Below are 26,622 nucleotides of genomic sequence, written 5' to 3'. Positions count from 1 at the left end.
GTCCGGCCCCGGCCGGCGGGCCGCCGGGGTCGAACGGGACGGGCCGCCACGGTCGGCGCGGCGGGCCGGGCCGCGGGCGTGGGCCGGCGGACCGCTGGCGGTGCGGCGAGCGGGACCGCCGCGGTCGCGACCGGGAGCGGCGTCCTTCCCGCCGCCCGTGGTGCCGCGACCGCTCGGCGAACCGCCGCCGCTGCCGCTGCCGCGGCCGGGCGAGGATCCGTGGCCCTTGCCGGGGCCGTTCGCGCCGGAGCCGCCGTGCGCGGTGGCTCCGGACGGGGCCGCGGTCGCGGCGTGGCCGTGCTTCCCGTGGCCCTCCCGCCGGCGCTCGTCCGTCCGGCGGCGGTCGCCGCCGGGCTTCGCCGAGTCGCTCGCGGCCGCGCCGCCGGCGGGCGCCGTCCGCTCGACCACCGGGGTCGCGACCACCGGCGGTCGCGCCGGCGCGACCGGGACGGAGCGGACCGCCGGTCGCTCGGGCGGCCGCTCGTGGGCGGTCACCGCGACGCCGCCGGCGACGCCCGCACCGACCGCCAGCGCCAAGCCGATCTTCGCCCCGCCGCCGAGCGCGCCCAGCGACAGCCCGCCGAGCGTCAGCCCGCCGGCTCCGACCGCGCCGGCGCCCGCCGCCCCGGCACTCGCGGCCGCCCCGCCGCCGGCGACGCCGGCCCCGCCCGGCAGCAGGCCGGCCAGGATCCCGCTCGCCGCGGCCAGCGGCAGCGGCGGTGCCAGCGCGCCGAGGTCGCCCGGCCGCTGGGCCAGCGCGGCCTGGAAGCGGCGGCAGCCGGTGCAGCTCCGCAGGTGCGCCCGCACGCGGCGGGCCCGCAGCACGCGGCCGTCGCCGTCGGACAGCTGGCGCTGGACGTCAGCGCACTCCATCGCCCGCCCCTCGGCGAACTCGGCGAGGGCCAGCCGCGCCTCGTAGATCGTCTGCTTGACCGCCCGCGGGCTGGTCTCCAGGACGGAGGCGATCTCGTCGTGCCCGAGCCCGCTCAGCTCCCGCAGCACCAGCGCCGAGCGCTGCCGCTCGGGCAGGTCCCGCAGGTCGTGGCGCAGGTGCGCCAGCCGCTCGCGGGTCTCGACCGTCCGCTCCAGGTCGTCGCGACCGAGCGTCCGCGCCTCCTCCAGCTCGCTCGTCGGCCGCCGCCGGCGGGCCAGCGAGATCGCCTCGTTGTGCACGATCCGGAACAGCCACGGCCGCAGCTCGAAGTCCCGCTCCTCCTCCTGCAGCGCCGAGAAGGCCCGCGCCATCGCGCTCTGCAGCGCATCGCGGGCGTCCTCGTCGTGCTGCAGGATCGAGCGCGCGTAGCGGTAGAGCGCCTGATGATGCCGCTCGTAGAGCAGCGCGAAGGCCTGCGCGTCCCCCCGCACCGCACGCGAACGGAGCGCCGGATCCCGGCGCAGGCGCAGCGTGGCGGCGATCGAGGGGGTCATCGGTGCGGCGGGCACATCCCACGTATCGGCAACGCGGCGGCGGCCCGAGAGTCAGGGGTCATCCCGAGGACGATCATCCCCGATCGGCGGGCGACGGGCGACGGGCGGGCGCGGACCGCCCCGCGGGGCGGGCGACCGCTGGTACGTTCGCGCCCATGCTGCTGGGGAACCACGCCGACGCGCGGCCGTTCACGACCCTCGACGGATCGACGATCCGCGAGCTGGCCGGGCCGGTCTCGCTGCCGACGGCCAACCAGTCGCTGGCCGAGGCGACCGTGCCGGCCGGCGGCGCCACCACGGAGCACTACCACCGGCGCTCGGAGGAGCTGTACTACGTGACCCGCGGCCGCGGCCGGATCCGGATCGACGACGAGGAGCGGCCGCTGCGAGCCGGCGACTGCGTGGTGATCCCGCCCGGCGCCCGCCACAAGCTGTTCGCCGACCCCGACGGCGAGCTGGCGATCCTCTGCTGCTGCGCGCCGCCCTACGCCGACGCCGACACGGTGCTGACCGAGAGCTGAGCGATGGCCACCTGGCCAGGCGCGGTGCGCCGCCGTCCGCGGGCGCCGATCCGGTTCCCCTCGAGCGTCGAGCGCGGTACAATAGCTTGGCATAGGCAAGGATCTGAGATGTTCCTCAACGTGCTCGTCGCCACCGATGGATCCGCCCACGCCGAGCGGGCGCTCGCCGAGGCGATCGACATCGTCCGCGCCTCGCACGGGCGGCTGACGATCGTCACCTCGCTGATGCGGCCCTCGCCCTGGGTCGCGGCCGCCGCGGCCGGCGCCGGCGCGATCCAGCACCCCGAGGAGTGCGAGAGCGAGTCGCAGGCGATCCTGCGCGCCGCCGAGCGGCAGGTCCCGCAGGACGTCCCGGTGACGATCTGCCTCCGCCGCGAGCCGATCCGCGACGTGCTGCTGGAGGCCGCCCGCAGCGGCAAGCACGACCTGATCGTGATGGGCTCGCGGGGGCGCGGGACGGTCCGCTCGACCGTCCTCGGCAGCGTCAGCCACCACGTCCTCCACCACAGCCCGATCCCGGTCCTGATCGTTCACGCGACGCTCGAGGACCAGGAGCGGCACGAGGCCGCGTTCGAGGCGGCCCGCGAGGCCGCCCGCGCCGCCGACCGCGAGTCGGCGGACGCCGACGACCCGGCCCCGGTCGCCGACGGACGCTAGCCCGCGCCGGGTAGCGGAGACGGTTCCCGGTTGCGGCCGCACGGCCGATCGGGAAGGCTGGCGGGGTGCCAGCGTCATCCGTCCTGCCCGTCCTTCCGTTCCCGCCGTCCGCTCCCGGACGGGCACCGGCGGACGGGGCGGGCCGGCGCCCGTGAGGGCGCGGATCGCGGCGCTCGCCGCCACCGCCACGCTGCTGGCCGCCGCCCCGGCGGTCGCCACCGCGGCCCCCGGAGGACAGCTGAGCGACGGCGACTACTGGGCCTTCGCCGATCGCCGCCAAGCCGACGTCGAGCCGCAGTGGCGGGCCGACCTCGGCGTCTACCTGCCGGTCCAGAGCATCGACGACGTGCGGCTGGACGCGAACATGCTGCTGACCCACGCGGCGGCCGCCCTCGCCAAGCACCAGGGCCCGTCGCGCAAGGACGACCGGGTGGTGCTGCTGGCGCGGGCGCTGACCCGCTTCCCCGCCTACCTGCAGCCGCCGGACCCGAACACCACCGGCCAGACGCACGTCCCCGGCTGGACCTCGTCGACCCAGCGCCGCGGCGGCCAGCACGTCGCCGTCGACCCGCAGGTGGCCGAGGCCCTGACCGCCGCCTGGGAGGCCCGCGACGTCGTCGAGATGCCGCCCGACCTGGCGCTGCGGATCCAGCAGACGATCACCGACGTCGCCGCGTCGCCGTTCTTCCGCTACCCGGCGATGCTGCTGACCCAGTTCAACTGGCACGCCGACATGGACGCCTTCGCCGCCCGCGTGACCGGCAACCCGTCGTTCCTGGCCGACTACCGGCTGCAGCTGCTGCGGTTCGCGAAGGGGGCGAAGACGCCGATCGTCGCCGGCCGCACGGCCTACCTGAACAAGGGCCTGGGGATGATCTACTCGCCCCGCAACGCCAACGCCAGCGGCGCGGCGCTGCTCTCCAGCCCCGAGTACGAGAACCTGGTCTTCTCCGGCCTCCGCCACTACGACTGGGCGGTCGCGAAGGGGATGAAGCCCTTGCCGTCGGGCCAGGAGGCGGTCCTGCGCAAGTGGTCGCAGCGGGTGCTGTTCGGCGACTGGACCCACGCCGGCTACCTCAACTGGGACACGAGCCTCGGCACCCGCCGCTGGCAGCTGACCCGCTACTGGGGGTTCGCCCAGCAGGGCCTGACGACGCTGATCACCGCCCGCCGGCTGGCGGCGGTGCCGGGCCAGGAGGGCTGGGCGAGCTGGATCGCCGACCGCGGCCTGGAGACCTACGAGCACCTGGCCGCGGAGACCGGCGGCAAGCTGCCGAGCGCGCTCTGGGACGTCAAGGGCCGCGACGGCGCGCCGGTCCAGGACCCGGTCTTCACCGCCTCGCGGATGCAGGCCCACGCCGCCCGGATGGCGCAGCTCCAGATCGGGGCCCGCCGTGCCAGCCCGCCGCCGGCGTGGTTCGCCTACGACCCCGACGCCCAGCGGCTGGCCGTCTCCAGCCCGCGCTACTCGACGGCGATCCTCGTCCGCCACCCGACCGACGACTACGGCGGGATCGAGATGGCGCGGCTGCTGTCGGGCGCCGGCGACCCCGTCTCCGGCACCGGCGGCAGCGGGCGGGCGGCGTTCGGGCTCGACCTGGCCCGCGGCGGCCGGATCGTGCTCGACACCCAGCCGGGCGCGAAGGCCGCGCTGCGGGGCGAGACGACGCTGAGCGTCCGCCGTGGCGGCAGCCGCGACCTACGGGGCGTCGTCGGCCGCGGCGTGGTCGCCGAGGGCCGCGTGCGGACCAGCGCCGGCGCGGTCGACGTCAGCACCCGCTTCGGCGAGCAGTCGATCGTGGTCACCCGCCGCGTCGAGGCCGCCCGCGACGGCACCGCGACCGTCCGCTTCCCGGTCTGGGGCACCGCGCCGTCGGTGCGGCTGGTCCGCCGTGGCGGCAAGGTCGGCAGCCTGCGGGGGACGGCCGTCAACGCGAAGGGCGCCGAGGGGCTGCTGCTGCGGGCCGACCACGGCGGCTACCGCGTCGGCCTCTGCACGCTGCCGGACGGTGCCCGGCTGCGGCTGGCCAGCGTCGGCGCTCCCACGACCAGCCGCCGGACCCGGCGGGTGGCGCTGCTCTCGTTCCCCGTGAAGAAGGGCCAGAAGCGCACGGTCGGCGTGCGGCTGGTGGCGACGGACGACGCGCCGCAGCCGCTCGGGGGCGGCGCGCGGATGTGTCCGTAGCCCCGTCCCGGCCGCCGGCGGGGCCGTCCGGGGGTGACGCGCACACCGTCCCCGACGCGGCCCAGCCGTCCCTTCGACAACCGTCTCGGGGACCCGCGCTGCGGGCGCAGCCGATGATCTAGGCTGCCTCGCACACGCCGATCACGAGGGGTGGGCGGCGGTCTCCAAGGGGTGTGCTGATGGGACGGACGCGGGCGGTTCTAGCGACGATGGCGGGGATGCTGCTGTGCGCGGCCCCGGCGAGTGCGGACGTCGTGTCCAGCGACTATCCGCTCGCCCCGGACGCTCGCACCTTCACGGCCAGCGCCGGCGGCTGGACGGCCGCCACCAGCTACGGCGACTGCACGCCGAGCGCGACCTGCCCCGAGGGCTCGGCGACCTGGCAGCCGGCGGGCGGGCAGGCCGACGGCTACCTGCTGACTCAGCTGGCCGGCGGCTTGACGGTGCGGGCGGACACCTCGGTGGTCTGGACCAGCCCGGCCTTCGTCTGGGACGGCGCCGGCGGCCAGGACCCCGATTCGGTCAGCCTGACGGTCGGTCGCCTGCCGATGCTCCCGGACGCGACGGCCGTCGTCTCGACCAGCGCGCAGATCATCGACGCGACCACCTCGGCCGTGGTCGCCACGCCGATGGTGCCCGAGTTCCTGACCTCGTCGCCGGCGGCCAGCTGGACGTCGGTCACCAAGTCGGTCTCGCCCACGGCCCTGACCCGCGGCCAGTCGTACCGGCTGCGGCTGACCGTCCGCTACCAGGTCCCGTTCGGGTTCAGCGGCGCCATCGTCGGCTGGGACGGCGTGCAGCTGCGGGCCGCCCGCGACATCCCGGACGGCGGCGTGGTCTCGGCCACGTCGGGACGGATCGAGTACCTCGGGAGCGACGCCCCCAACAGCGTGATCGTGACGCCGCGCGGCGATCAGATCCGCTTCGTCGGCGCCCAGATCGCCGTCGGCGCCGGCTGCACGCTGGTGGCGCCGAACACCGCGGAGTGCCCGAGCGCGGGCGTGTCGGCGATCGTCGCCCAGCTGCGCGGCGGCGACGACGCCTGGGAGTCGCGCACGGTCGCGGTGCCGACGGCGGTGCTCGGCGGTGAGGGCAACGACCTGATCTGGACCGGCGCCGGCAACGACGGCGTCGACGGCGGCGCCGGCGACGACCGGATCGACGGCGGCGCCGGCCACGACCTGCTGGTCGGAGGCGCCGGCAGCGACACGATCGACGGCGGCGCGGGCAACGACCTGCTGCTCGGCAGCGACCAGGCGGGCGTCGCCGCCGGCGACGGCGATGACGTGCTCCGCGGCGGCGACGGCTACGATCGACTCGATGGCAGCGGCAACGGAGCCGACACGCTCGATGGCGGAGCCGACACCGACGCGGCGACGGTCAAGCCCGGCGACACGACGACCTCGATCGAGTTGCAGGTGACGCGCGACGTGCTGCTGGCGCTCGACCCGAACCTGATTCCCCCGCCGCCCGGCCCCGGCCCCGGCAACCCCGGACCGGGCACTCCCGGCCCCGGCGGCGGCACCACCAACCCGCCGAAGCCGAAGCCGACGGCGGCCCTGCGCTTGAAGATCGGCAGCACCGCGCTCAGCCGCAAGAGCAACCGGCTGCGGCTGCGGGTGGCCTGCCCGCGCGACGCGACCACCAGCTGCCGGGCGAGCGCCGTCGTCCGCGGTGGCGGCCGGATCCTGGCCCGCGGCGGCCCGACCACCGTCCGCGCCGGCGCCTCGAAGACCGTGAGCCTGACCACGGCGAAGGGCCAGAACAGCCGGGTCCGGCGCGCCAGCCGGCTCTCGGTCCGCGTCAGCGTCAAGGACCAGTCCGACCGCTCGGCGGCCCGGACCGTCGTCCTGCGGGTGCGCCGATGACGGTGGCGGTGCGCGTGCTCGGAGCCGGCGGGGCGCTGCTCGCGCTCGCCGTCTCGCCGTCGGCGGCGGGCGCCGCCGACGGGGACGCGGGCGCACCGCCGGCCGTGATCCGTGCGCTCGACCGCGGCGGCGACCGCGCGACGGTCGGCGACACGCTCTACCTGACCCCGCTCGGCCCGGCGCGGCTGGACGTCGGCGGCTGCTTCCTGCTCTGCGCGACCGGCACCGCCGTGCCCGCGCCGTCGTCGGGCAGCGACGCCGACCTCTCGGGGATGCGGCTCGACGGCCCGCTGCTGCTGCCGGGCAGCGGCACGGTCACGATGAGCTCCGACAGCTTCCGCTACGACGCCGCCGACGGCCACGACGCCTCGGCGGTGCGGGTCTCCTACGGCGCCCGCCTCGACGGTCCCGGCGGCGCCACGGCGCGGGCCCGGCTCGACCTGGTCCCGGCCGCCGGCGGGGCCGCGGTGGCGTCGGTCCCCGAGCAGGCGCTGGAGCGCGACGGCACCCGCCACGTGCTCGGCCCGGTCCGGATCGACCCCAAGGCGCTGACCCGCGGCGGCAGCTACCGGGTCCAGGTGACGGCCCGGGTCGAAGTGCCCTCGGGCGCGTCGACGACCGTCCGCTTCGCGACCCCGCGGCTGGTGGCGATCGGTCCCGAGGCGCCGCCGGTGACGACCCCGACGCTGCGGCTGTCGCGGCCCGGCGTGCGGCTCTCCGGCCGGCGGCTGCGGGTCGAGGTCCGCTGCCCGACGGCGGCCAGCGTCTCGTGCCGGATCGACGGCCGGGTGCTGGCCGGCAAGCGGACGCTGCGCAAGCTGGCCGCGGTGCGGGTGGCCGCCGGCGCCCGCAAGCGGCTGGTCGTGCGGCTGACGGCCGCCCAGCGGCGGCGGGCCGGCACGGCGCGGCGGCTGACCGTGCGGGTGGCGGCCAGCGACGGCGCCGGGGCCCGCGACGGCGCCGAGCGCACGATCCGCGTCAGCCGCTGAGCGGTTCGCCCGCGGCGCCGGCGCGGCGAGCGACGGCCAGCGTCGTCACCAGCACGCCGGCGTGGTGGCCGCCGGTCGCCTGGTCGATCCGCAGCAGGTCGACGAGCGAGGCGACGGCGACCGCCTCCGCGGGCGCGGCGAGCGCGACCGCCGCGGCGTCGGCGGCCAGGTCGTCGTAGCCGCCGGTGCCGGGCGGCGTCTCCAGCAGGTCGACGCGGCCGGGACCGTGGGCGGCCGGCTCGAGCGCGGCGAGCGCCAGCAGCAGCGCGTCGTGGTCGGCGGGGTGAGGCACCAGCTCGACCCGGTGGCCGGCCAGCGGCAGCGGCCAGCCGTGGAGCGCGGCGGCGGTCTCCCCGATCACCACGAAGCGGGCACCGGACCCGGCGGCCGTGGCCAGCACCTCGCCGTGGTCGAAGGGCCCGACCGCCAGCGCCGCCAGCCGCGCCGCGGGGGCCAGGGCCAGCTGGGCGGCGACCCGGTCGGGCGTCGCGCCGTCGGCGTGCGGCAGGCCGACGTGGAGGTCGAAGCCGCAGAGCGCGACGACCTCCTGGACCTGGCCGTAGGTCGGGTCGCCGGCGCCCGACTCCCAGGCCTCGAGGGTGGCCGGGGCGACGCCGAGCGCCGCGGCCAGCCGGCCGGTCGTCAGTCCGGCGCGGCGGCGGGCGACCGTGATCACGTCCCGCGCCTGCACCGGTCCATCATGGCGCGTGGAGCGGGACCGGACCAGTCGCGAGCGGCCACGCGCCGGGTTGCCGGAACGGCCGCCCGGCGCCGCTACGCTACGTAGCGTTTCCGTCCGAGAGAGGGTCACGTGGACTCGAAGTGGTGGACGCTGATCGCGATCGCGCTCGGCGTGTTCATGCTCCTGATCGACGTCACGATCGTGAACGTCGCGCTGCCCGACATCGGCAGCGACCTGGGGTCGTCGTTCTCCGACCTCGAATGGGTCGTCAACGCCTACTCGCTGACCCTGGCCGCGTCGCTGCTGGTCGCCGGGTCGCTGGCCGACCTGATCGGCCGCCGGCGGGTCTTCGTCGGCGGGCTGGCGGTCTTCACGCTCGCGTCGCTCGGCTGCGGCCTGGCCAACGACCCGCTGCTGCTGAACCTGCTGCGCGGGGTCCAGGGGATCGGCGGCGGGATGATGTTCGCCACCTCGCTGGCCCTGATCGCGCAGGCCTTCCACGGCAAGGACCGCGGGGTCGCGTTCGGCGTGATGGGCGCGGTCACCGGCGCGGCGGTCGCCGTCGGGCCGCTGGTCGGCGGGGTCCTGACCGACGCCTTCGGCTGGGAGTGGATCTTCTTCGTCAACCTGCCGATCGGCCTGGTCGCCGCGACGCTGACCCTGACCCGCGTGGCCGAGTCGCGCGATCCGCACCCGGCCGGGATCGACTGGCTGGGGGCGATCCTCTTCAGCGCCGCGCTCTTCCTGCTGATCTTCGGCCTCGTGCGCGGAAACGCCGAGGGCTGGGGCAGCGCGACGATCGTCGCCTCGCTCGGCGGATCGGTGCTGCTGCTGGCGCTGTTCGCGGTCAGCCAGCTGCGGCGCGACAACCCGCTCTTCGACCTCCGGCTGCTGCGCAAGCCGACCTTCCTCGGGGCGTCGATGGTCGCCTTCTGCATGTCGGCGTCGCTGTTCGCGATCTTCCTCTACCTGACGCTCTACCTGCAGGGCGGGGTGCTCGGCTTCAGCCCGCTGGAGGCCGGCCTGCGGTTCCTGCCGATCACCGGCCTGATGCTGCTGGTCGGCCCGGTCGCCGGACGGCTGTCGGCGATCGTGCCGGTGCGGGTGCTGCTCGGCGGCGGGCTCTTCTTCGTCGGCGTCGGCCTGCTGCTGATGCACGGCGTCGAGCCAGGCGACACCTGGACGGTGCTGATCGCCGGCTTCATCGTCGCCGGCCTCGGCAGCGGCCTGGTCAACCCGCCGCTGGCCTCGACCGCGATCGGCGTCGTCGAGCCGCGCCGCAGCGGGATGGCGTCGGGGATCAACTCGACCTTCCGCCAGGTCGGGATCGCTTCGGGGATCGCGGCCCTGGGCGCCGTCTTCCAGCACCGGGTTCACGAGCTGATCGCCCAGGGCACGGCGGGCATGCCGGCGGCCGCGCACGCCGACCAGCTGGCGGCGGCGGTGACGGCCGGGCAGACCGAGCGGGCGCTGGCGGCGATCCCGGCCGGCGCCGATCCGGCCCAGGTCGAGCGGCTGCGCGAGGTCGCGCACGGGGCCTTCACCAGTGGCCTCAACACGCTCTTCGTGATCACCGCGATCGTGGCGCTGGTCGGCGCGGTCGGGGCGGCGCTGCTGGTCCGGCGGCAGGACTTCGTCGTCTCGCAGGCGCCGCTGGCGGGCGGCGCGGGGGAGGGGCCACCGGTGGTCGCCACGGCGGGGCCCGAGGCGGAGCCGCGGTGAGCGCCGACGTCGACGACCGGATCCTGCGGGCGACCTACGACCTGCTGGGCGAGCGCGGCCTGAGCGCCCTGACCGTCGAGGCGGTGGCCGAGACGGCCGGGGTGGCGAAGACGACGATCTACCGCCGCTACCGCAACCGCGGCGACCTGGCGACCGCCGCGATCGCCCGCTTCGACGTCGACGTCGACGCCGCCGAGCGCGAACCGCACCTGCGCGACGCCCTGCTGGCCTTCCTCGTCGCCTTCGGCCGCAAGCTGGAGCGGGTCGGGCTCGACGTGCTCGGCGCGATGCTGGTCGAGCGCGACGACAGCGAGATCCTGCGCCTGCACCGCGAGCGGGTGGTCGATCCGCACCGCGAGCGGATGGCCCGGATCGTGCGGGCGGCGCAGGAGCGGGGCGAGGTCCGGCCCGACTTCGACGGCCTGCTGGCGATGGAGCTGCTGGTCGGCTCGTTCTTCGCCCGCCACGTCGCCGGCCGCCCGATGGAGGTCGAGGAGTGGGCGGCGCAGGCGGTCGACCTGCTGTGGCGGGGGCTGGGGCCGGAGGGCTCCTAGCCGACCGACGCCCCCTTGCGCTGGTTGCAGGGGGCGCAGAGCAGCTGCAGGTTCTCGACGCTGTCGGCCCCGCCCAGGGCGAGCGGGATCACGTGGTCGTACTGGAGCTCGAAGGTCGCACCGCACTCGACGCAGGCGCCGCCGTCGCGCTCCCAGACCGTCCGCCGCAGCTCGCGCGGGATCGGGCGCCGGCGGGGGAGGTCGTCGGCGCCGTCGCCGGCGAGCGCGGCGTGGGCCCGCTCCAGCCGCCGTCGCTGGCGCCGCTCGCGGTCGCGGACCAGGGCCAGCACGTCGTCGGCGGAGAGGTCGTCGTCCTCCCAGTAGACCCGGTCCTCGAACGCCCACCAGGTTCGCCGGTCGTCGCGCAGCAGCGGCACCGGGTGCTCCAGCTGCTCGGCCTGGAGCGCGCGGAAGGCCCGCGGGCTCCAGCGGACCGTGGCCTGCTCGTGCCCGTGGACCAGCCCGTAGCGGCGCCCGAGCAGGGTCGTCCGGCGCGCGAACCGGGCGCTCTTCGCTTCCCGCAGCATCGGCCGGGGACCGTACGCGGGGCCGAGGACGGCGTGCAGGCGCGCGTGCAGGTCGCCGGCTGCGACGTTCCGGTCGCTGGACGACCGGAACGTGACGGCGGGCGCGGGTCAACGGCCGCCGCGGGTCAACGGCCGCCGCGGGCCCGTTGGGCGGCCCCGGCCAGCCCCAGCGCGCCGACCACGACGATCGCCGCCAGCAGCGCGCCGCCGACGATCGCGGCCAGGGTCAGGGCGGTGGTGGCGATCGACTCCCACTGGTCGCAGGAGCCGCCGCAGCTGGCACCGCCGCCGGGACCCATCACCGTGTAGACGCCGAGACCGCCGAGCACGACCAGGCCCAGCAGCGCCTCGAGGCCGAGCAGAAGGCGCAGAATCCGTCCCGATGTCTCAGGCTGCACGGGCGCAGCCTACCCGCCCCGGCCGGCGGCCGGGCGCGGGGTGGACGGGGGCTCGGGGCGGCTCAGTCGGCCGCCGCGCTCGCGGCGGTTTCGGCGGCGGGCGCGCCGTTGGCCAGCCGCACGAAGGCGCGGAAGGCCTGGCGGTAGGCGAGCGTGTAGCGGTCGGCGGGGGTGTGGACCTCGGCGCCGTTGTCGAGCGTCGCTTCGCCCGGCTCCAGCCGGTCGAGGATCGGGCTGTCCTCGTCGTAGACCTGGGCCTCCGACTCCAGCACCTCGTCGAGCGTCATCGCGCGGTAGTCGGGCGTGAAGCCCTCGACCCAGAAGATCGTCGACCGCGGACGCCCGGGGGCGGTCGGGGCGGTGTGGGGGCTGGGCGCGTTGAGCAGGAAGCGGACGGCGCCGTCCTCGTGCTCCATCCGCAGGCAGACGAAGGCCGGGGCGATCGCGTGGTAGCCGAAGGTCATCCGCTCCTGCCAGAGCGCGTCCTGGCCGCCGCGGGCGTCGTAGGTGCGCGACATCCGCACCTCGGTCCCGTCGCGCTCGACCGCCAGCGGGGCGACGACCGCGTCCAGGTGGCCCATCGTGCCGGCGTGGACGAAGGGGAAGTGGGCGACGTCGCGGAAGTTCTCGGTCGCGGCCCGCGGCCCGGCGGCGATCGCGATCGGGCGGCCGGGGCCGTGGATCCAGCCGCTGCCGTCGAGCGCGTCCGGCCACGGCAGCGGCACCGCGGGCTCGTCCAGGCAGCACCAGACCAGGCCCCACTGCTCGCGGGCGTGGTGACGGGCGATCAGCGCACGCGGCGGGATCACCGCCTCGGGCCCGAGCGAGGGGATGTGGACGCAGCGGCCGTCGCCGCCGCGCCACTGCCAGCCGTGGTAGGGGCAGACGATCCGGTCGCCCTCGACGTGGCCGTCGGCGAGCGAGGCGCCGCGGTGGCCGCAGCGGTCGGCGACCACCTGCGGCGTGCCGCCCTCGTCGAGGTAGGCGACCAGCGTCTCGCCCAGCAGCTCGACCCGCCGCGGCCGCTCCAGGTCGGCGATCCGGGCGACCGGGAACCAGGCGCGGCGCAGCGCCCGCTCGACCTCCTCGTCGGTCGGCAGCTGCTCGTCCCCGGCGTCTCCCACGGCTCCTCCACGGTCGTTGGACCGACGCTCGCACACCGATCGCAGCGGTGGCCAGTGGTCGATCGTCCAATGCTGGACGGATCGACGGTGACGACGTCGCCGAAACGACGAACGCCCCGCGGGTGCAGGGCGTTCTCCAGGAGCCTCCGAGCGGACTCGAACCGCTGACCCCTTCATTACGAGTGAAGTGCTCTACCAGCTGAGCTACGGAGGCGAGGGCCGTGAAGGGTAGCGCGCTCGGCGCGATACCGTTGGCTCGATGGGCATTCTCGGTTGGATCGTGCTGGGACTGATCTCGGGCCTGCTGGCCCGGGCGGTCGTTCCCGGGTCGCAGGCCCAGGGCTGCCTGACCACGACCGCGGTCGGCGTGCTCGGCGCGCTGATCGGCGGGGCGATCGCCTCGGCGGCCGACGTCGGCGAGATCGGCTCGTTCTACGACACCGGCACCTGGGCGATCGCGATCCTCGGGTCGGTCCTGCTGCTGCTGGTGCTGCGCGCCCTCAGCGGCCGCGGCCGCCGCCGCTAGCGCCCGATCGTCCGGCGGGCCGTCCGCCGCAGCAGCCGGCCGTCCTGGTGGCTGCGGCCGACGACGGTGACCCGGAACCGCCGGCCGCTGCGCAGCGCGCGTCGGCCGCGGGCGGTCAGGCGGAGCGAGAACCGTCGCGTTCCGGGCCGGCCGACGCGGACCACGTCCTCGGCCAGCCGCGAGCGCACGCGATGGCCGCCGAGCCGCTCGACGGTCGCCCGCAGCCGGACCCGGCCGGGGGCGCCGACCCGCAGCCGCCCGCGCAGCCAGCCACGGCGCCGCAGGCCGCGGGCGCTGGTCCGGTCGATCCGCAGCCGCAGCACGACCCGGGTCGCCGGGGCCGCCGGCCGCGGCGGCCGGACCGGGAACCGCGGGCAGCCGGCGGTCGTGCGCGGCCGCAGCAGCGGGTCGCCGGTCCGCAGCTCGGCCAGCGACATTCGGTCGATCCGCCGGATCATGTCGGCGGTCCAGCGGACCTGGCGCGCCGCCAGCTCGGCGTCGAGCTTGTCCATGTGGCCGTTCTCGGTGATCGAGACCAGGTAGTTCGGCCCGGCGAGGAAGCCGACCTGGGGGACGCCGGCGGTCTGGAAGGCGCCGCCGATCCCGAACTGCAGGCCGGGCCGCACGAAGACGGTGTGGGGGATCGCGTGCTCCCGGACGCTGGCCATCACCTGGCCGCGGAGCTGGGTGTCGGAGACCCACAGGCCGAGCATCTCCGGGTCGCCGGTCGCGCGGTAGCCGCGCCCGACGACGTCGACCCATTCGGTGCAGCCGAGGTGCTCGATGGTGATCGCGGCGGCGGCGCAGCGGACCAGCTCCGGGTGGTCCTCGATGAAGCCCTCGGTCTGGGGCAGGCCCGAGGCCATGTGGCCGGTGACGGCGCTGAAGACCAGCGAGCGCTTCAGTCGCTGCCCGCGCGGCAGCGAACCGAAGTGGCGGGCCAGGTGGACCATCGCCACGGCGCCGTTCTCCTCGGCGAAGTTCTGGCCGTCGGTGTGGGTGTTGAGGATCGTCGCCTCGTCGCTGCTGCCGGGCAGGACCGCGACGATGCTGGGCGAGGTCGTGCGGCGGCGGTTCGCGGTCAGGGTCAGGTGGGCGTCGGCGCCCGCCGCGGCCGCCTCCCGCAGCCGGCGGCCGGCGTCGCGGTCGACGCAGAGCGCCGGCAGCGGCTCGAACGGCCCGAGGAACGGCGAGTCGTTGCCCTCGAGCGCCTCGTAGGAGGCGTCGAAGACGAACACGACGCCCGCCGCGCCGGCCTGCTCGAACACCCCGGTGCTCGTCCCGAGCGGGATCCAGAGCCGCTTGTAGTCGCGCAGCGCGATGTCGGCGACGCTGTGCCCGGGCCAGTGGAAGCCGCTCAGCAGCGGCAGGAACGTCGACTCGGGCAGCGGCAACGGCAACGGCAGGTCGACGACGACGATCGCTCCCCGCATCGACATCCGCGGGATCTGGGCCACCAGCGCGGTGACCGCGCTCAGCAGCTCGGCCGGATAGCGATCGAGCGCCGAGAGCAGTCCCTGGAGGTCGGTGCCGAGGGTGTTGACGCTGGGCAGCGGCAGCGCGCCGCCGTAGACCAGCGGCCCCGTCACCCCGGCCGGGCCGGTCTCCCGCGAGCGGGTCACCTGGGTCGCGACCCGGACCGGCCCGGGCGACGGGCCGCCGCGCAGCTCGAGCGCCCGCCCGGTCGCCTCCCACGAGGTCAGCTCGTGCTCGTCGCGGGCGATCACCGTCGCGCCGGCCGCCTCCAGCTCGCGCTCGATCCAGGCGATGAACCGCTCGTGGGCCGGGGTCCCGGTCAGCCGCGGGCCGAAGTCGACCATCCGCTGGATGTCGGCGCGCAGCTCGGCGGCGCCGGGCAGCGGCACGACGCCGCGGGATCCGGCGGTGGCCGCCGCGACCCGCCCGCCACCGAGCGCGCCGGCCAGCGCCAGCCCCGATGCGCCCGCCGCGGCGCGTCCGAGCACGGTCCGGCGGGTCAGGCGTGGGTCCTCCATGAGCGTCCTCCGGGGCCGTCCCTGTCCGCGCCGCCGGGCCGCCCCCCGCCCGCACCGCGCCCGCGGCCCTCCCAGCCGCTCGCCGCGATCCTCCGGTCCCATCGGAGTAACGCGGCGTCCTCCGATCTTGGCGGAGGCGGTGGGCCGCTGTCAACGGGGCCGCTCGCCGTCTGCCACCCTCCCGCCGTGGGTCCGCCGCTCCAGCCCGTCCACCCGGGCGTCTTCTTCGATCCCCCGGTCGCCCTGCCGCGCGGGCGCCACCGGCTGCCGCGGACCGCGGTGCTCGCGGCCCAGCGGGAGCGGCTGATGGTCGCCTTCACCGAGCTGCTGGCCGACCGCGGCTTCGCCGCCGTCGCGGTCGCGGACGTCGCCCGCCGCGCGGGGGTCTCGCGGAGCGCGTTCTACGTCGCCTTCGCCGACAAGCAGGCCTGCGCGTTCGCCGCCTACGACCGCTTCATCGAGGTGCTCCTGGCCGAGGTCCGCGACGCGCTGGCCACCACCGGCAGCGTCGACGAGGTGCTGGGGGCCGCGATCGGGGCCTACTTCTCGACCCTCCGCCGCGACCTGGTCGTCGGCCGCGCCTTCCAGGTCGAGATCGACGCCGTCGGCCCGGCCGCGCGCGAGCGCCGGCGCCGTTCGCTCGACCGCTTCGCCGCCGCGCTGCGCGACCGCCACCGGCGGCTGCGCGACGCCGACCCGCGCCTGCCCGACGTCGGCCACGTCGCCTTCGTGGGGCTGATCTACGCGGTCCGCCAGCTCGCCTGCGACCTGCTCGAACGGGAAGCCGACCCCGACTTCGACGCGCTGCTGCCGGAGCTCCGTCCGTGGATCGCGGCCGGCTTCGGGCCCCGTCCCTGAGGGTGGACGGCGTGCGCGCGGGCGGCGCCATCCAACGTCCGTCCGTCGACGCCCCGCACCCCTTCACACGAGCGGGGAGGACGACGACGTTCTCGGTGTGAGGCACCAGCACGCCACGCGATCGACCCGGCTGCTCGTCGCGATCCTCGTGCTGGTCGCGGTCGGGCTGTTCCTGCTCTTCTCGCCGCCGATGCTGCTGCACCGCGCCCACGCCGCGGAGCTGCCCGCCGCCACCGCCGGCCCGCTGCGGCTGCAGGCCGAGCGCACCACCAGCGGCGCCCGCGAGCGCGCCCGGCTGGAGATCAGCGGCCGCACGCCGGCCCGCCTGGCCGACGGCGCCGCCGTCACCGTCCGCGTCCTGGCCACCGCCGCCAGCGCCCGCTGCCCCGCCCCGCGGGTCGACGGCCGCGGTCGCCTGACCGCCCCCGCCGGCAGCGAGCGCGTCGGCTGGCAGTCGCTCAGCGCGCTCCGTCCCGGCACCCGCCTCGGCGCCGGCCGCGCCTTCGCGATGGTCGGGACCGTCGCCCTGCCGACCGAGCGCGTGCGGCTCTGCGGCTACCTGGTCCGGACCGGCAGCGATCCGACCGTCCTCCGCCGCGGCTCGCAGCTGGTCGACCGCCGGATCGGTGCCTTCCTCGACCCGGTCGTCGGCCGCTCGCTGGCCGCCACGCTCGACCCGGTCGTCCGCTTCCTCGTCCCGGCCCTGATGGTCCTGGTCGCCGGGCTCGGCGCGCTGCTCCTGCGCGGCCTCCGCCGTCGCCGGCTCCGCCGCGAGCGCGCCGCCCGCCGGACCTCGGCGCCGCACCGCCGCAGCGCCCCGCCGGTCCGCACCCGCCCCGCCGCCCACCTGCCGTCGCCGGTCGAGCGCTCGGTGGCGCTGCCGCCGCTGCCCTCCGGCGTCGTCGTCCCCGACGTCCCGCCCGCCTCGCTGACCGGCCCGCCGCCGGTCGTCGCCCCGGTCGAGGTGGCCGTCGCGCGGCCGCTCCCGGGGACCACGCCACCCTCGCGCCGCCGCCGCTTCCGCCGCGGCCGCGAGCGCCAGGCCACCCTCCAGCGGGCGCTCGAGCCGCTGGTCCCCGTCGTCGACGGGATCCTCGGGCTCGGTGGGGCCTACGGCGACGCCGCGCTGGTGATCGCCCGCGACGAGCGGCTGGCCTTCGTCGTCCTGCTCGCCACCGACGCCGGCGACGATCTCGACCTGGCGCGGCTGGCCGCCGTCGCCACCCGCGTCCGCGACGAGCGGCTGGGCGGGCTGGCCCCGATCCCGGTGCTGGTCTCGCGCGAGGGGATCGGCGCGGCCACCGTCCACCCGCCGCACCCCGGCTACCCGGGGCTCGACGTCTGGCGCGTCAACCTCGGCGAGCTGGCCCGCTTCCTGCTCGCCCGCGTCCCCAGCGGCCGCCCCTCGCGGGCCCGCGCCGGACGCGAGGGCTAGCGGGCCTGGACGCTCGTTCGGCCGTCGCCACCCATCCGGGTGGGAAGGACGGCCGTCGCCGTGGTCGCGACCGCCGCGGGCGGCGTAGCGTCGGCGCATGCAGACGCCCGCCGACGCGCCCGCCCGCTTCGAGGTCGACGACCTGCTGTCGGGACGGTCGCTGGCGCGCTGCGCGACCCTCGAGCAGGCGCGGCAGATCGTCCGCGCGATGGCCCGCTGCTGGCCCGGCAGCGAGGACGAGGTCGTGATCCTGCCGGTGACCGCCGGCTAGCCGATCGGGCCCTGCGCGCGGTCGTGGTACGCGCCGCGCAGCCGGGCGTCGGTGTCGAGCCCGACCCGGTCGGCGCCGAACAGCCGCGCGACCGGCTCGGCGACCACCGGCGGCAGCAGGCCCTGCGCCCACAGGATCGTCCCCAGCCGCTGCGGCACCGCGCGCTCGGCGCACGGCCGCTGGACGACGTCGACGATCGCCGCCGCCACCTCGTCCGGCGTGATCCACGGCAGCCCGCGGGTGGTCGTCGTCCCCTGCGCCAGCTCGGTCTCGACCAGCCCCGGGAGGATCGTCGTCACCGTCACCCCGCTGCCGCGCAGCTCCAGCCGCAGCGAGCGCCCGAGGCCGAGCACCGCGTGCTTGGTGGCCGCGTAGACCGCCTCGCCGCCGACCGGCGAGCGGGCCGCCGCCGAGGCGACGTTGACGATCTGGCCGCGGCCGCGCGGCAGCATCCGGTCGAGCGCCGCCCGGCAGCCGGCGACGACACCGAGCACGTTGACCTCGACCATCGCCCGCGCCGCCTCGTGCTGCTGGCGGGCGAAGTCGCCGGTGACCAGGATCCCGGCGTTGTTGACCAGCACGTCGAGCGGCCCCAGCGCCTGCTCCGTGCCGCGGACGAACGCGGCCAGCGCCTCGGGATCGCGGACGTCGAGCGCGGCGGCGTGGTGCGGGCCGCCGGGCAGGGCGGCCGCCTCGATCGAGGCCAGGTCGCCGTCGAGGTCGGCCAGCGCGACCCGGCAGCCCTCGGCGGCCAGCGCCCGCGCCGTCGCCAGCCCGATCCCGCGCGCGCCGCCGGTGATCGACACCACCCGGCCCGGCAGCTCGCGCCGCGGCCCCCGGACGACGGTGGCGAAGGTCGAGAGCAGCCCCATCCCCGCACGGTAGCGCGGCCGTCCGCGGAACCAGCCGAACGTCCACGACTATCCTGCCGCGCATGGGTTGGAGCACGCAGCAGATCCCCTCGCTGGCCGGCCGCCGGGCGCTGGTGACCGGCGCCAACAGCGGGCTCGGCCGGCAGACCGCGCTGGAGCTGGCGCGGGCCGGCGCCCACGTCACGCTGGCCTGCCGCGACCGCGGCCGCGGGGACGAAGCCGCCGCCGCGATCCGCGCCGAGCTGCCCGACGCCGAGGTCGAGGTCCGCCCGCTCGACCTGGCCGCGCTGGCCTCGGTCCGCGAGCTGGCGGCGGCGCTCGACGACGAGGGCCGGCCGCTCGACCTGCTGATCAACAACGCCGGCGTGATGGCGACCCCCGAGCGGCGGACCGCCGACGGCTTCGAGCAGCAGCTCGGCACCAACCACCTCGGCCACTTCGCCCTCACCGGGCTGCTGCTGGGCCGGCTGCGGGCGGCGCCGGCGCCGCGGGTGGTGACCGTCTCCTCCGGCCTCCACCGGATCGGCCGGATCGACCTCGACGACCTCAACTGGGAGCGCCGCCCCTACCGCCGCTGGGCCGCCTACGGGCAGTCCAAGCTGGCCAACCTGCTGTTCGCCCGCGAGCTGCAGCGGCGGGCCGACGCCGGCGACCTGCCGCTGCGCAGCGCCGCCGCCCATCCCGGCTACTCGGCCACCCACCTGCAGACCGCCGGCCCCGGCCAGGGCCGCGGGATCGGCGATCGCCTGAACGGGCTCGCCGGCCGGATCGGCAACGGGCTGCTGGCGACCAGCGACAGCTACGGCGCCCAGCCGACGCTCTACGCCGCCACCCACCCCGAGGTCTCCGGCGGCGCCTACGTCGGCCCGACCCGGCTGGCCCAGAACCGCGGGCCGATCGGCGAGGTCCCCTCGACCCGCGCCGGCCACGACCGCGAGGTCGCGCGGGCCCTGTGGGAGCGGTCGCAGGAGCTGACCGGCGTCGACTTCGGGCTGCCGGCGGCCGAGCCGGTCGCCGGCTGAGCGCGACGTCCGGCCCGGCCCGGTCGCTCAGTCGCGGAGCGCGACGACCTCGAGCAGCAGGTCGACCGTCGCCGCTCCGGCGACCCCGTCCTCGGGCAGGCCGTGCTCGCGCTGGAAGCGCCGCACCGCGTCGACGGTCACCGGCCGCCAGCGGCCGGTGATCCCCGCCGGGCCCAGGTAGCCGGCGCGGACCAGCAGCTCCTGGACGTCGCGGGCCTGGGCGGCGGGGGTGACCGCGGCGGCCGCGTCGGGGACGAGCAGCAGCCGCGCGATCTCCCGCAGCCGCAGGCCCGGGCGCTGCTGCGGCGCCCCGTGGGCGGGGGCCGGCGCGGCGGTGACGGGGGCGGTGAGGGCGGACATGGCGGTGGACTCCGGGGGAGGTCGTTCTGGGCTGCAACAACGGTTGCAGCGGCCGTCTCCACCGACATCGGTCGCGCGACGGATCCTGATCTCCGGCCTGCGACGGATGCGCGCGGGGACGTCACCCGCGACGATGGTGGCGATGGCGGAGCCGTCCGATCGACCCGACCCCGAGCCGCTGCCCGCGGTCCTCGAGACGCCGCGCTGGCTGGCCGCGCTGTGGACCTACGGCCCGTCGCTGGTCCCGCTGGCGATCGGCGCGGTCGCGGCCATCGGGCTCGGCTACCAGGATCCGCGGCTGCAGTGGTGGCTGCTGGCGCCGATGGCGACGGCGATCCTGCTCGCCACCCGGCTGCGGTGGCCGTTCGCGTCCTGGATCGCCTCGCAGGCGGTGGTGCTCTCGGGCGCGTCGGTCGACAACAGCGGCGTCTACCTGCTGCTGCTGCTGGTGCCGGTGCTGCCGCTGGCCGCGCTCTCGGCCGCCTGGCCGGCCCGACGATCGGTCCCGGCGGCGCTCGCCACCACGCTGGTGCTGGCGCTGACCGCGAGCCAGATCGAGGGCGTCGCCGCCAGCAGCCAGGAGGCGGTCGACCTGGCGCTGGGGGTGGCGCTGCCGGCGATGGCCTCGTTCGCGGCCTGGCTGGTCGGCTACGCCCTCCACACCCGCCGCCGCTACAGCGACGCGCTGCTGGAGCGGGCCCTCTGGCTGGAGCGCGAGCGCGACGCCCAGTCGGCGCGCGCGGTGGCCGAGGAGCGAACCCGGATCGCCCGCGAGCTGCACGACGTCGTCAGCCACAACGTCGCGGTGATGGTGGTTCAGGCCTCGGCCGCCGACGCCGTCTGGGAGACCGCCCCCGACCGCGCCCGCGACGCGCTGCGGGCGGTCGAGGAGACCGGCCGCTCGGCGATGCAGGAGCTGCGCGCGATGCTGCAGGCGATGCGCGGCGGCGAGGACGAGGCCGAGGGGGCGGAGCGCCGCGCCCAGCAGGGGCTGGCGCGGCTCGGCGAGCTGGTCGAGCACGTGCGGGCGGCCGGGCTCGACGTCGAGCTGGAGGTCCGCGGCGACCTCGGGCGGCTGGGCCCGGCGACCGACGTCTCGCTGCTGCGGGTCGCCCAGGAGGCGCTGACGAACGTCCTCCGCCACGCCCGCGCCAGCCGCGCCGAGGTCGCCGTGACGGTCGCCGACGAGACGGTCGTGCTGCGGATCGCCGACGACGGGGTCGGGCTGGTCGCGGCCCGCGAGGACCGCGACGCGCTCGACCCGGAGCGGCGCGGCGGCCACGGGATCGTCGGGATGCGCGAGCGGGTGGCGGTGCTCAGCGGCACGATCGCGATCGGACCGGGCCCGATCGGCGGCACCGTCGTCGAGGCGGTCGTGCCGCTGACCCCCGCGCTGCCGCGCGACGAGCGGACGGCGACGCGGGCGACCTGACGCCGGCCGCTCCGTCAGGATGGCGCGATGGCGATCCGGGTGCTGCTCGTCGACGACCAGGCGCTGCTGCGCTCCGGCTTCCGGATGATCCTCGAGGCCGCCGGCGACATCGAGGTGGTCGGCGAGGCGGACGACGGCGCCGCCGGGGCCGAGGCCGCGCGGCTGAAGCGGCCGGACGTGGTCCTGATGGACATCCGGATGGGCGAGGTCGACGGGATCGAGGCGACCCGCCGGATCGTCGCCGCCGACGCCGGCAAGGTCGTGGTGCTGACCACCTTCGACCTCGACGAGTACGTCTACGCCGCGCTGCGGGCCGGGGCCTCCGGCTTCCTGCTCAAGGACACCCGCCCGGCCGACCTGGTCGAGGCGGTGCGGGTGGTCGCCGGCGGCGACGCACTGCTGGCCCCGCGGATCACCAAGCGGCTGCTCGAGCGGTTCGGCAGCGACCTGGCCGCGGCGCCGGTCCAGGACGCGGCCGTCGCCGAGCTGACCGACCGCGAGCGCGAGGTGCTGCGGCTGATCGCCGGCGGGCTCTCGAACCTGGAGATCGCCGAGCGGCTGGTGCTGACCGAGGCGACGGTCAAGACCCACGTCTCGAACGTGCTCCGCAAGCTCGACGTCCGCGACCGCGTGCAGGCGGTGGTCTGGGCCTACGAGCACGGCGTCGTCCGCGCCGGCGAGCAGGGGGTCCGCTGATGCGGGCGCTGCGCCGGCCGCCGGTGCGGCTGGCGCTGCTGCTGGTGCTGGCGGCGATCGCCGGCAGCGCGCTGCTGCTGCTCCGCGACGACGACGGGGACGGCGGCGGCGACCGCCCGGCGGCGGCCCCGGGCGCGCGCTCGCTGGCCGAGCTGCAGCCCGACCGGATCATCCGCCGGGTCGAGGCGATCCGCGGGCTGAAGCTGCGCAAGCGGCCGCGCTTCCGGGTCGTCCCCAGCCGCGAGATCTCGGCCCTGATCCGCCGCCAGCAGCGGCAGGACGGCGAGGCCGCGGTCAGCCGCGACGACCGGGTGACGGTGGCGATGCTGAAGCTGCTGCGGATGCTGCCGGCGGACGCCGACCTGGAGCGGATGCAGCGGACGCTGGCCGAGGACGGCTTCCTCGGCTTCTACGACGGCTCGCGCAACGAGATGGTGATCGTCCAGCGCGGGCCGCGGCTGCCGCCGAGCGCCGAGTCGACGATCGCCCACGAGCTGGTGCACGCGATCGACGACCAGCACTTCGGGATCTTCCGCCGCGCCCAGCGGCTCCAGCGCGGCGGCGACGAGGACCGGGCGCTGGCCTACCTGTCGGTGGTCGAGGGCAGCGCCGAGGCGGTCGCCAGCGCCTACGTCTCGCGCTACCACGTGCCCGACCGCGACCCGGGCGACGAGCGGCAGCTGCAGCGGCTGCAGAAGCAGCTGCCGTACGGCCAGCTGCTGATGCTCGGATTCCCGTACGCCTTCGGCCAGGCGTTCGTGCAGTCGCTCGGCGCGCCCGGCCCGGCGCCGCTGGTGGCGGGGGCGTTCGTCGCCCGCCCGCCGCGCACGACCGCCGAGATCATCGATCCCAGCCGCTACGCGCAGCGGGCGCGCCCGGCCCGGGTGCGCGTGCACGCCGCGCGGCTGCTGGGACCGGGGTGGGTGTCGCTGACCGACGATGACGACGACGACTTCGCCGCCGCCAACCTGCTGGGGATCCTGGTCACCCGCGAGGCCGACGCCGCCGCCGCGCTGCCGCTGGTGATGGCCTGGCGCGGCGGCAGCTACGCCTACCTGCGCCGGCGGGCGGCCGACGGCAAGGGCTGCGTGGCCCCGTGCGTCAGCCGCGACGCGTTCGTCGGCGCGCTGCGGATGGCGAGCGCCGACGACGCGACCAAGCTCGCCGCCGCCTACGGCCGGATCGTCGCCCGCCGGCGCGGGGCCCGGGCCGCCGGGCGCGGCGCCTGGATGGCCGACGGCGGTGGGGTGGCCGTCGCCGCCCGCGGCGCGCAGGTGACGATCGCCTACGCGCCGACCGCGGCGCTGGCCCAGCGGCTGGCGCGCCAGGGCGCGACCTCGTCGGCGCCGCCGGCGGGGGAGGGACCGGCCCCCGGCGGCGGCGACGGCGGCGGCGGTCCGCAGCCGCGCCCCGGCGACGGCTCCGGCGGGACGCTCTCGCGCTGAGTCAGTGGTCCCAGGTCTGGACCCCGCTCTGGGCGCTGATCCGGCCGTCCGCCAGCTGCGCGATCACCTGGCAGTGGACGTGGGTCCCGTCGGGATAGGCGCAGTCGAGCGCGTAGACCAGCCGGTCGTCGGTGACCAGCGCGTCGGTCACCCGGTGGGTCATGTCGCGGCCGACGACGTCGCGCAGCTGGGCCGCGATCTCGTCGCGGCCGCGGGCGACCAGCGGGCGGCTCGGCGGATGCTCGTGGTCGCAGGTCGTGACCACGGCGTCCTCGGCGAAGAGCGCGATCTGGGTCTCGGCGTCGCGGGCCTCGATCGCGGCGACGAACGCCGGGAGGTCGAAGGCGGCGGTGGTGCTCATGGAGTCCTCCGGTCGACGGTGGAGGTCCATCGTCCCCGATCGACGCCATGCCGCCGTCAGCGGCGGCGGGTCCAGTACAGCCCGCAGCGCAGCCGCAGGTCGATCGTGTCGCGGTCGGCCATCGCGGCCCGGGTCCGCTCCAGCACCCGCGCCCGCTCGTCGTCGGGCAGCGCGGCGATCCAGCTGTAGGAGGCGACCTGGGCGACGGCGCCCTCGACGTCCAGCCGCTGGACGTGGTCGACGCCGTCGTGGGCGATCGGGCCGAAGGCGGGCAGGGTGGCGAGGGCCTCGCTCCAGCGCTCGTGGTCGCCGCCCGGGAACGTGCGGTGAGACGGCAGGTGCTCGCCGAGCAGGTCCTCCAACCGACCGTCGCCGACCGCCCGGTTCCAGAGCACGGCCAGCCCGCCGCCGGGCCGCAACACGCGCGCGATCTCACGCCCGGCGACCGGGACGTCGAACCAGTGGAACGCCTGGGCGACGAAGACCGCGTCGACGCTGGCGTCGTCGAGCGGGATCCGCTCGGCGGTCCCGTCGAGGACGGTCGCGGTGGGCGAGCCGGCGGCCAGCGGCACCCGCATCCCGGCCGACGGCTCGACCGCGATCACGTGGCCGACCCGCCCGGTCAGCTCGCGGGTCAGCTTGCCGGTGCCGGCGGCGAGGTCGCAGACGGTCGCGTCGGCGGCCAGGCCGAGCGCGGCGATCAGCCGCTCGACGGCCGCCGGCGGGTAGCCCGGCCGGCCCCGCTCGTAGCGGTCGGCGGCGTGGGCGAAGCCCCGTTCGGCGAGCGGATCGACGGCCATCGCCGCAGCGTACGCAACCGGCGCCGGCTCCCTCCTGCGACGGAGGCTCGCGGCCGCGCGCTCCCTCCTGCGACCGAGGGCGGTCGGATCGCGCGCCCGATGCCGGTCCAGCCGCGGCCGCGCAGGATCGTTCCCCATGAGCGAATCCCGTCCCGTCCTCCAGACCCAGGGGCTCCGCAAGCGCTACGGCGACCGCGACGTCGTTCGCGGCGTCGACCTGCACGTGCCGCGCGGCGTCGCCTTCGGCTTCCTCGGCCCCAACGGGGCCGGCAAGACCACCGTGATCCGGATGCTGCTCGGCCTGACCGCGGCCGACGGCGGCGCGATGGAGCTGCTCGGCCACGAGCTGCCGGCCGACCGCCGCGAGGCGCTGCGGCGGGTCGGCGCGATCGTCGAGGAGCCGCGCTTCCACGGCCAGATGAGCGGCCGCGAGAACCTCTGGATCCACGCCGCCGTGCTCGACCGCGAGGCCGAGGAGCGGATCCCGGCCGCGCTCGAGCGGGTCGGGTTGGCCGACCGCGCCGACGACCGGGTCGCCGGCTACTCGCTGGGGATGCGCCAGCGGCTGGGGATCGCCCGCTGCCTGCTCTGCGACCCCGAGCTGCTGATCCTCGACGAGCCGGCCAACGGACTCGACCCGGCGGGGATCCAGGAGCTGCGGGCGCTGGTCCGCTCGCTGGTCGCCGAGGGCCGCACGGTCTTCCTCTCCTCGCACTTGCTCGACGAGGTCGAGAAGACCTGCGACATGGCCGCCGTGATCCGCGACGGCCGGATCGTCGCCCAGGGCTCGCTCGACGAGCTGGCCGCCTCGCGCGAGCCGCGGGTCGAGCTGCGGCTGACCCGCGCCGCCGAGGCCGCGGCGCTGCTGGCCGCCCGCCCCGACGTCCAGGGCGCGAGCACCGCCGGCGACGACCGCCTGACCGTCCGGCTGCGGGTCTCGTCGCTGGCCGGCGAGCATCAGATCACCGGCGAGCTGGTCCGCGACCTGGTCGGGCACGGCTTCGCGCCCTACGGCGTGGCCAGCTCGACCGAGCGGCTGGAGGACCGGGTCCTCGAGCTGCTGTCGCGCGGCGAGGACCGCGCCGACGCCCCGACCCCGACCCTCGTGGAGGCCTGACCGATGTCGCGCATGATCCCCGCCGAGCTGCTGCGGCTGCGGCGGACCCGGGCCGTCTGGGTGGCCTGCTTCTTCACCGTGATCCTGGTCCCGCTCGGGACCCTGTTCCTCAACCTGATCTCGAGCGCGACCCGGATCGGCGGGATCGACGCCGCCGACATCACGATCGCGCTGGTGCTCGGCCCGGGCCTGGTCGGCCCGGCGATGGTCGGCGTCACGGCCGGGATCGCCGATCGCAGCGCCGGGGTCTTCGCGACCCTCGCCGCCACCGGCCGGCCGCGGACCTCGCTCTTCTGGGCGCGGGTGCCGGCGGTGGTCGCGGTGGTGGTGCCGCTGGCGCTGGCCTCGTGGGCCGTGCCCTGCCTGCTGGGCGCGGCGATCCGCTCCGGCGGCGCCGACCCGATGACCTGGTCGTGGGCGATCGACCAGCTGCCGGCGGTGCTGGTGACCGACCTGGTGATCGCGCTCAGCGCGCTCGGGCTCGGGTCGGCCGGGCTCGGCGGCGCGCCGGTGATCGGCGGCGTCCTCGCCCTGACCCTCGGGATCGTGCCGATCGCCGGCTCGCTGTCGACCACCCCCGACTGGTTCCTGGCGCTGCTGCCGCCGGTCTCCGTCACCGAGCTGGTCGGCGGCGCGTCGCTGGCCGACAAGATGGGCGACGCGCTGGCGGTGCCGACCGGGCTGGCCGTGTTCGGGATCGCGGCCTGGCTCGGTGGCGCGATCGCCTACGGCCGCCACCGGACGGTCCACGCCGACGCCTGAGCGGCCGTGCGACGAT

Annotated in this window: 27 protein-coding genes and 1 tRNA gene; 17 read left to right on the top strand and 11 right to left on the bottom strand. The window is 76.8% G+C overall.

Annotated elements, in window-relative coordinates; genetic code table 11:
* On the bottom strand, positions 1–1,443 hold a 1,443-nt coding region (locus SH587_RS18590), incomplete at its 3' end, for an RNA polymerase sigma factor (RefSeq protein ID WP_320672147.1).
* Positions 1,444–1,583: 140 nt separating this feature from the next.
* Here SH587_RS18590 and SH587_RS18585 point away from each other — a divergent pair.
* The 5 genes from SH587_RS18585 to SH587_RS18565 all read left to right on the top strand — a co-directional run bounded on the left by SH587_RS18585 (position 1,584) and on the right by SH587_RS18565 (position 7,648).
* Positions 1,584–1,949, top strand: a complete 366-nt coding sequence (locus SH587_RS18585; protein WP_320672146.1) for a cupin domain-containing protein — start codon at positions 1,584–1,586, stop codon at positions 1,947–1,949.
* 108 nt (positions 1,950–2,057) lie between these two features.
* The gene (locus tag SH587_RS18580) at positions 2,058–2,606 is read left to right on the top strand and encodes a universal stress protein (RefSeq protein WP_320672145.1); all 549 of its coding nucleotides are present in this window, start codon (positions 2,058–2,060) and stop codon (positions 2,604–2,606) included.
* A gap of 151 nt (positions 2,607–2,757) precedes the next feature.
* Positions 2,758–4,791, top strand: a complete 2,034-nt coding sequence (locus SH587_RS18575; protein WP_320672144.1) for a hypothetical protein — start codon at positions 2,758–2,760, stop codon at positions 4,789–4,791.
* Positions 4,792–5,045: 254 nt separating this feature from the next.
* Positions 5,046–6,659 (top strand): calcium-binding protein, encoded by a 1,614-nt coding sequence (locus SH587_RS18570; RefSeq protein WP_320672143.1) that lies wholly within the window; start codon positions 5,046–5,048, stop codon positions 6,657–6,659.
* Positions 6,660–6,667: 8 nt separating this feature from the next.
* A complete protein-coding gene (locus tag SH587_RS18565; RefSeq protein WP_320672142.1) occupies positions 6,668–7,648 on the top strand; it encodes a hypothetical protein in 981 nt (326 codons plus the stop codon).
* Here the strand turns inward: SH587_RS18565 and SH587_RS18560 are convergent.
* The gene (locus SH587_RS18560; protein ID WP_320672141.1) at positions 7,638–8,339 is read right to left on the bottom strand and encodes a helix-turn-helix domain-containing protein; all 702 of its coding nucleotides are present in this window, start codon (positions 8,337–8,339) and stop codon (positions 7,638–7,640) included. The two genes, SH587_RS18565 and SH587_RS18560, sit on opposite strands and share 11 nt — an antisense overlap.
* Positions 8,340–8,459: 120 nt before the next feature.
* Here SH587_RS18560 and SH587_RS18555 point away from each other — a divergent pair, with 120 nt between their 5' ends.
* Positions 8,460–10,052 (top strand): MFS transporter, encoded by a 1,593-nt coding sequence (locus SH587_RS18555; protein ID WP_320672140.1) that lies wholly within the window; start codon positions 8,460–8,462, stop codon positions 10,050–10,052.
* Complete coding sequence (locus SH587_RS18550; RefSeq protein WP_320672139.1) at positions 10,049–10,606, top strand: TetR/AcrR family transcriptional regulator; 558 nt, start codon at positions 10,049–10,051, stop codon at positions 10,604–10,606. Before SH587_RS18555 ends, SH587_RS18550 begins: the two co-directional genes overlap by 4 nt.
* Here SH587_RS18550 and SH587_RS18545 read toward each other — a convergent pair.
* The 4 genes from SH587_RS18545 to SH587_RS18530 all read right to left on the bottom strand — a co-directional run bounded on the left by SH587_RS18545 (position 10,603) and on the right by SH587_RS18530 (position 12,869).
* Positions 10,603–11,133: an HNH endonuclease gene (locus SH587_RS18545; RefSeq protein ID WP_320672138.1), complete on the bottom strand. Its 531-nt coding sequence runs from the start codon at positions 11,131–11,133 to the stop codon at positions 10,603–10,605. The genes SH587_RS18550 and SH587_RS18545 overlap by 4 nt on opposite strands.
* A 125-nt stretch (positions 11,134–11,258) precedes the next feature.
* Complete coding sequence (locus SH587_RS18540; protein ID WP_320672137.1) at positions 11,259–11,531, bottom strand: hypothetical protein; 273 nt, start codon at positions 11,529–11,531, stop codon at positions 11,259–11,261.
* A 62-nt stretch (positions 11,532–11,593) separates the two neighbouring features.
* Positions 11,594–12,655: a Rieske 2Fe-2S domain-containing protein gene (locus SH587_RS18535; RefSeq protein WP_320672136.1), complete on the bottom strand. Its 1,062-nt coding sequence runs from the start codon at positions 12,653–12,655 to the stop codon at positions 11,594–11,596.
* Between the two features lie 141 nt (positions 12,656–12,796).
* Positions 12,797–12,869, bottom strand: a tRNA-Thr gene (locus SH587_RS18530).
* A 45-nt stretch (positions 12,870–12,914) separates the two neighbouring features.
* Here SH587_RS18530 and SH587_RS18525 point away from each other — a divergent pair.
* Positions 12,915–13,181 carry a GlsB/YeaQ/YmgE family stress response membrane protein gene (locus SH587_RS18525; protein ID WP_320672135.1) on the top strand — a complete coding sequence of 89 codons (267 nt, stop codon included), beginning with the start codon at positions 12,915–12,917 and terminating at the stop codon, positions 13,179–13,181.
* Here the strand turns inward: SH587_RS18525 and SH587_RS18520 are convergent.
* Positions 13,178–15,175 (bottom strand): zinc-binding metallopeptidase family protein, encoded by a 1,998-nt coding sequence (locus SH587_RS18520; protein ID WP_320672134.1) that lies wholly within the window; start codon positions 15,173–15,175, stop codon positions 13,178–13,180. The two genes, SH587_RS18525 and SH587_RS18520, sit on opposite strands and share 4 nt — an antisense overlap.
* Before the next feature lie 186 nt (positions 15,176–15,361).
* Between SH587_RS18520 and SH587_RS18515 the strand changes: the two genes are divergently transcribed.
* The 3 genes from SH587_RS18515 (at position 15,362) to SH587_RS18505 (ending at position 17,739) form a co-directional block, all read left to right on the top strand.
* A complete protein-coding gene (locus tag SH587_RS18515; protein WP_320672133.1) occupies positions 15,362–16,033 on the top strand; it encodes a TetR/AcrR family transcriptional regulator in 672 nt (223 codons plus the stop codon).
* Between the two features lie 97 nt (positions 16,034–16,130).
* Positions 16,131–17,468, top strand: coding sequence for a hypothetical protein (locus SH587_RS18510; RefSeq protein ID WP_320672132.1), 1,338 nt, complete (start codon positions 16,131–16,133; stop codon positions 17,466–17,468).
* 97 nt (positions 17,469–17,565) lie between these two features.
* Entirely contained in the window at positions 17,566–17,739 is a 174-nt protein-coding gene (locus SH587_RS18505) for a hypothetical protein (RefSeq protein ID WP_320672131.1), read from the top strand.
* Here SH587_RS18505 and SH587_RS18500 read toward each other — a convergent pair.
* Positions 17,736–18,611 (bottom strand): SDR family oxidoreductase, encoded by an 876-nt coding sequence (locus SH587_RS18500; protein WP_320672130.1) that lies wholly within the window; start codon positions 18,609–18,611, stop codon positions 17,736–17,738. The genes SH587_RS18505 and SH587_RS18500 overlap by 4 nt on opposite strands.
* Before the next feature lie 62 nt (positions 18,612–18,673).
* On the opposite strand from SH587_RS18500, the gene SH587_RS18495 reads away from it, so the two are divergent.
* A complete protein-coding gene (locus SH587_RS18495) occupies positions 18,674–19,633 on the top strand; it encodes an oxidoreductase (RefSeq protein ID WP_320672129.1) in 960 nt (319 codons plus the stop codon).
* A 27-nt stretch (positions 19,634–19,660) separates the two neighbouring features.
* Here SH587_RS18495 and SH587_RS18490 read toward each other — a convergent pair whose 3' ends face one another.
* Positions 19,661–19,993, bottom strand: coding sequence for a peptidoglycan-binding domain-containing protein (locus SH587_RS18490; protein ID WP_320672128.1), 333 nt, complete (start codon positions 19,991–19,993; stop codon positions 19,661–19,663).
* A gap of 142 nt (positions 19,994–20,135) precedes the next feature.
* On the opposite strand from SH587_RS18490, the gene SH587_RS18485 reads away from it, so the two are divergent.
* The 3 genes from SH587_RS18485 to SH587_RS18475 are packed head-to-tail and all read left to right on the top strand — an operon-like array spanning position 20,136 to position 23,566.
* Positions 20,136–21,425 (top strand): sensor histidine kinase, encoded by a 1,290-nt coding sequence (locus SH587_RS18485; protein ID WP_320672127.1) that lies wholly within the window; start codon positions 20,136–20,138, stop codon positions 21,423–21,425.
* 27 nt (positions 21,426–21,452) lie between these two features.
* Positions 21,453–22,121, top strand: coding sequence for a response regulator (locus SH587_RS18480; protein ID WP_320672126.1), 669 nt, complete (start codon positions 21,453–21,455; stop codon positions 22,119–22,121).
* Positions 22,121–23,566, top strand: a complete 1,446-nt coding sequence (locus tag SH587_RS18475) for a hypothetical protein (RefSeq protein ID WP_320672125.1) — start codon at positions 22,121–22,123, stop codon at positions 23,564–23,566. The genes SH587_RS18480 and SH587_RS18475 overlap by 1 nt, the downstream gene beginning before the upstream one ends.
* 1 nt (position 23,567) lies before the next feature.
* Here SH587_RS18475 and SH587_RS18470 read toward each other — a convergent pair whose 3' ends face one another.
* On the bottom strand, positions 23,568–23,927 hold the full coding sequence (locus tag SH587_RS18470) for a nuclear transport factor 2 family protein (protein WP_320672124.1): 360 nt from the start codon (positions 23,925–23,927) through the stop codon (positions 23,568–23,570).
* Positions 23,928–23,983: 56 nt separating this feature from the next.
* Complete coding sequence (locus tag SH587_RS18465) at positions 23,984–24,727, bottom strand: class I SAM-dependent methyltransferase (protein ID WP_320672123.1); 744 nt, start codon at positions 24,725–24,727, stop codon at positions 23,984–23,986.
* Between the two features lie 136 nt (positions 24,728–24,863).
* Between SH587_RS18465 and SH587_RS18460 the strand changes: the two genes are divergently transcribed.
* Positions 24,864–25,844 (top strand): ABC transporter ATP-binding protein, encoded by a 981-nt coding sequence (locus SH587_RS18460; protein WP_320672122.1) that lies wholly within the window; start codon positions 24,864–24,866, stop codon positions 25,842–25,844.
* A 3-nt stretch (positions 25,845–25,847) separates the two neighbouring features.
* Complete coding sequence (locus SH587_RS18455) at positions 25,848–26,606, top strand: hypothetical protein (RefSeq protein ID WP_320672121.1); 759 nt, start codon at positions 25,848–25,850, stop codon at positions 26,604–26,606.
* The last annotated feature ends 16 nt before the right edge of the window (positions 26,607–26,622 follow it).

Source organism: Patulibacter defluvii (assembly GCF_034096925.1).
GTDB classification, from domain to species: Bacteria; Actinomycetota; Thermoleophilia; order Solirubrobacterales; family Solirubrobacteraceae; genus Patulibacter; species Patulibacter defluvii.
This window is presented reverse-complemented; position numbering and strand designations above follow the sequence as displayed.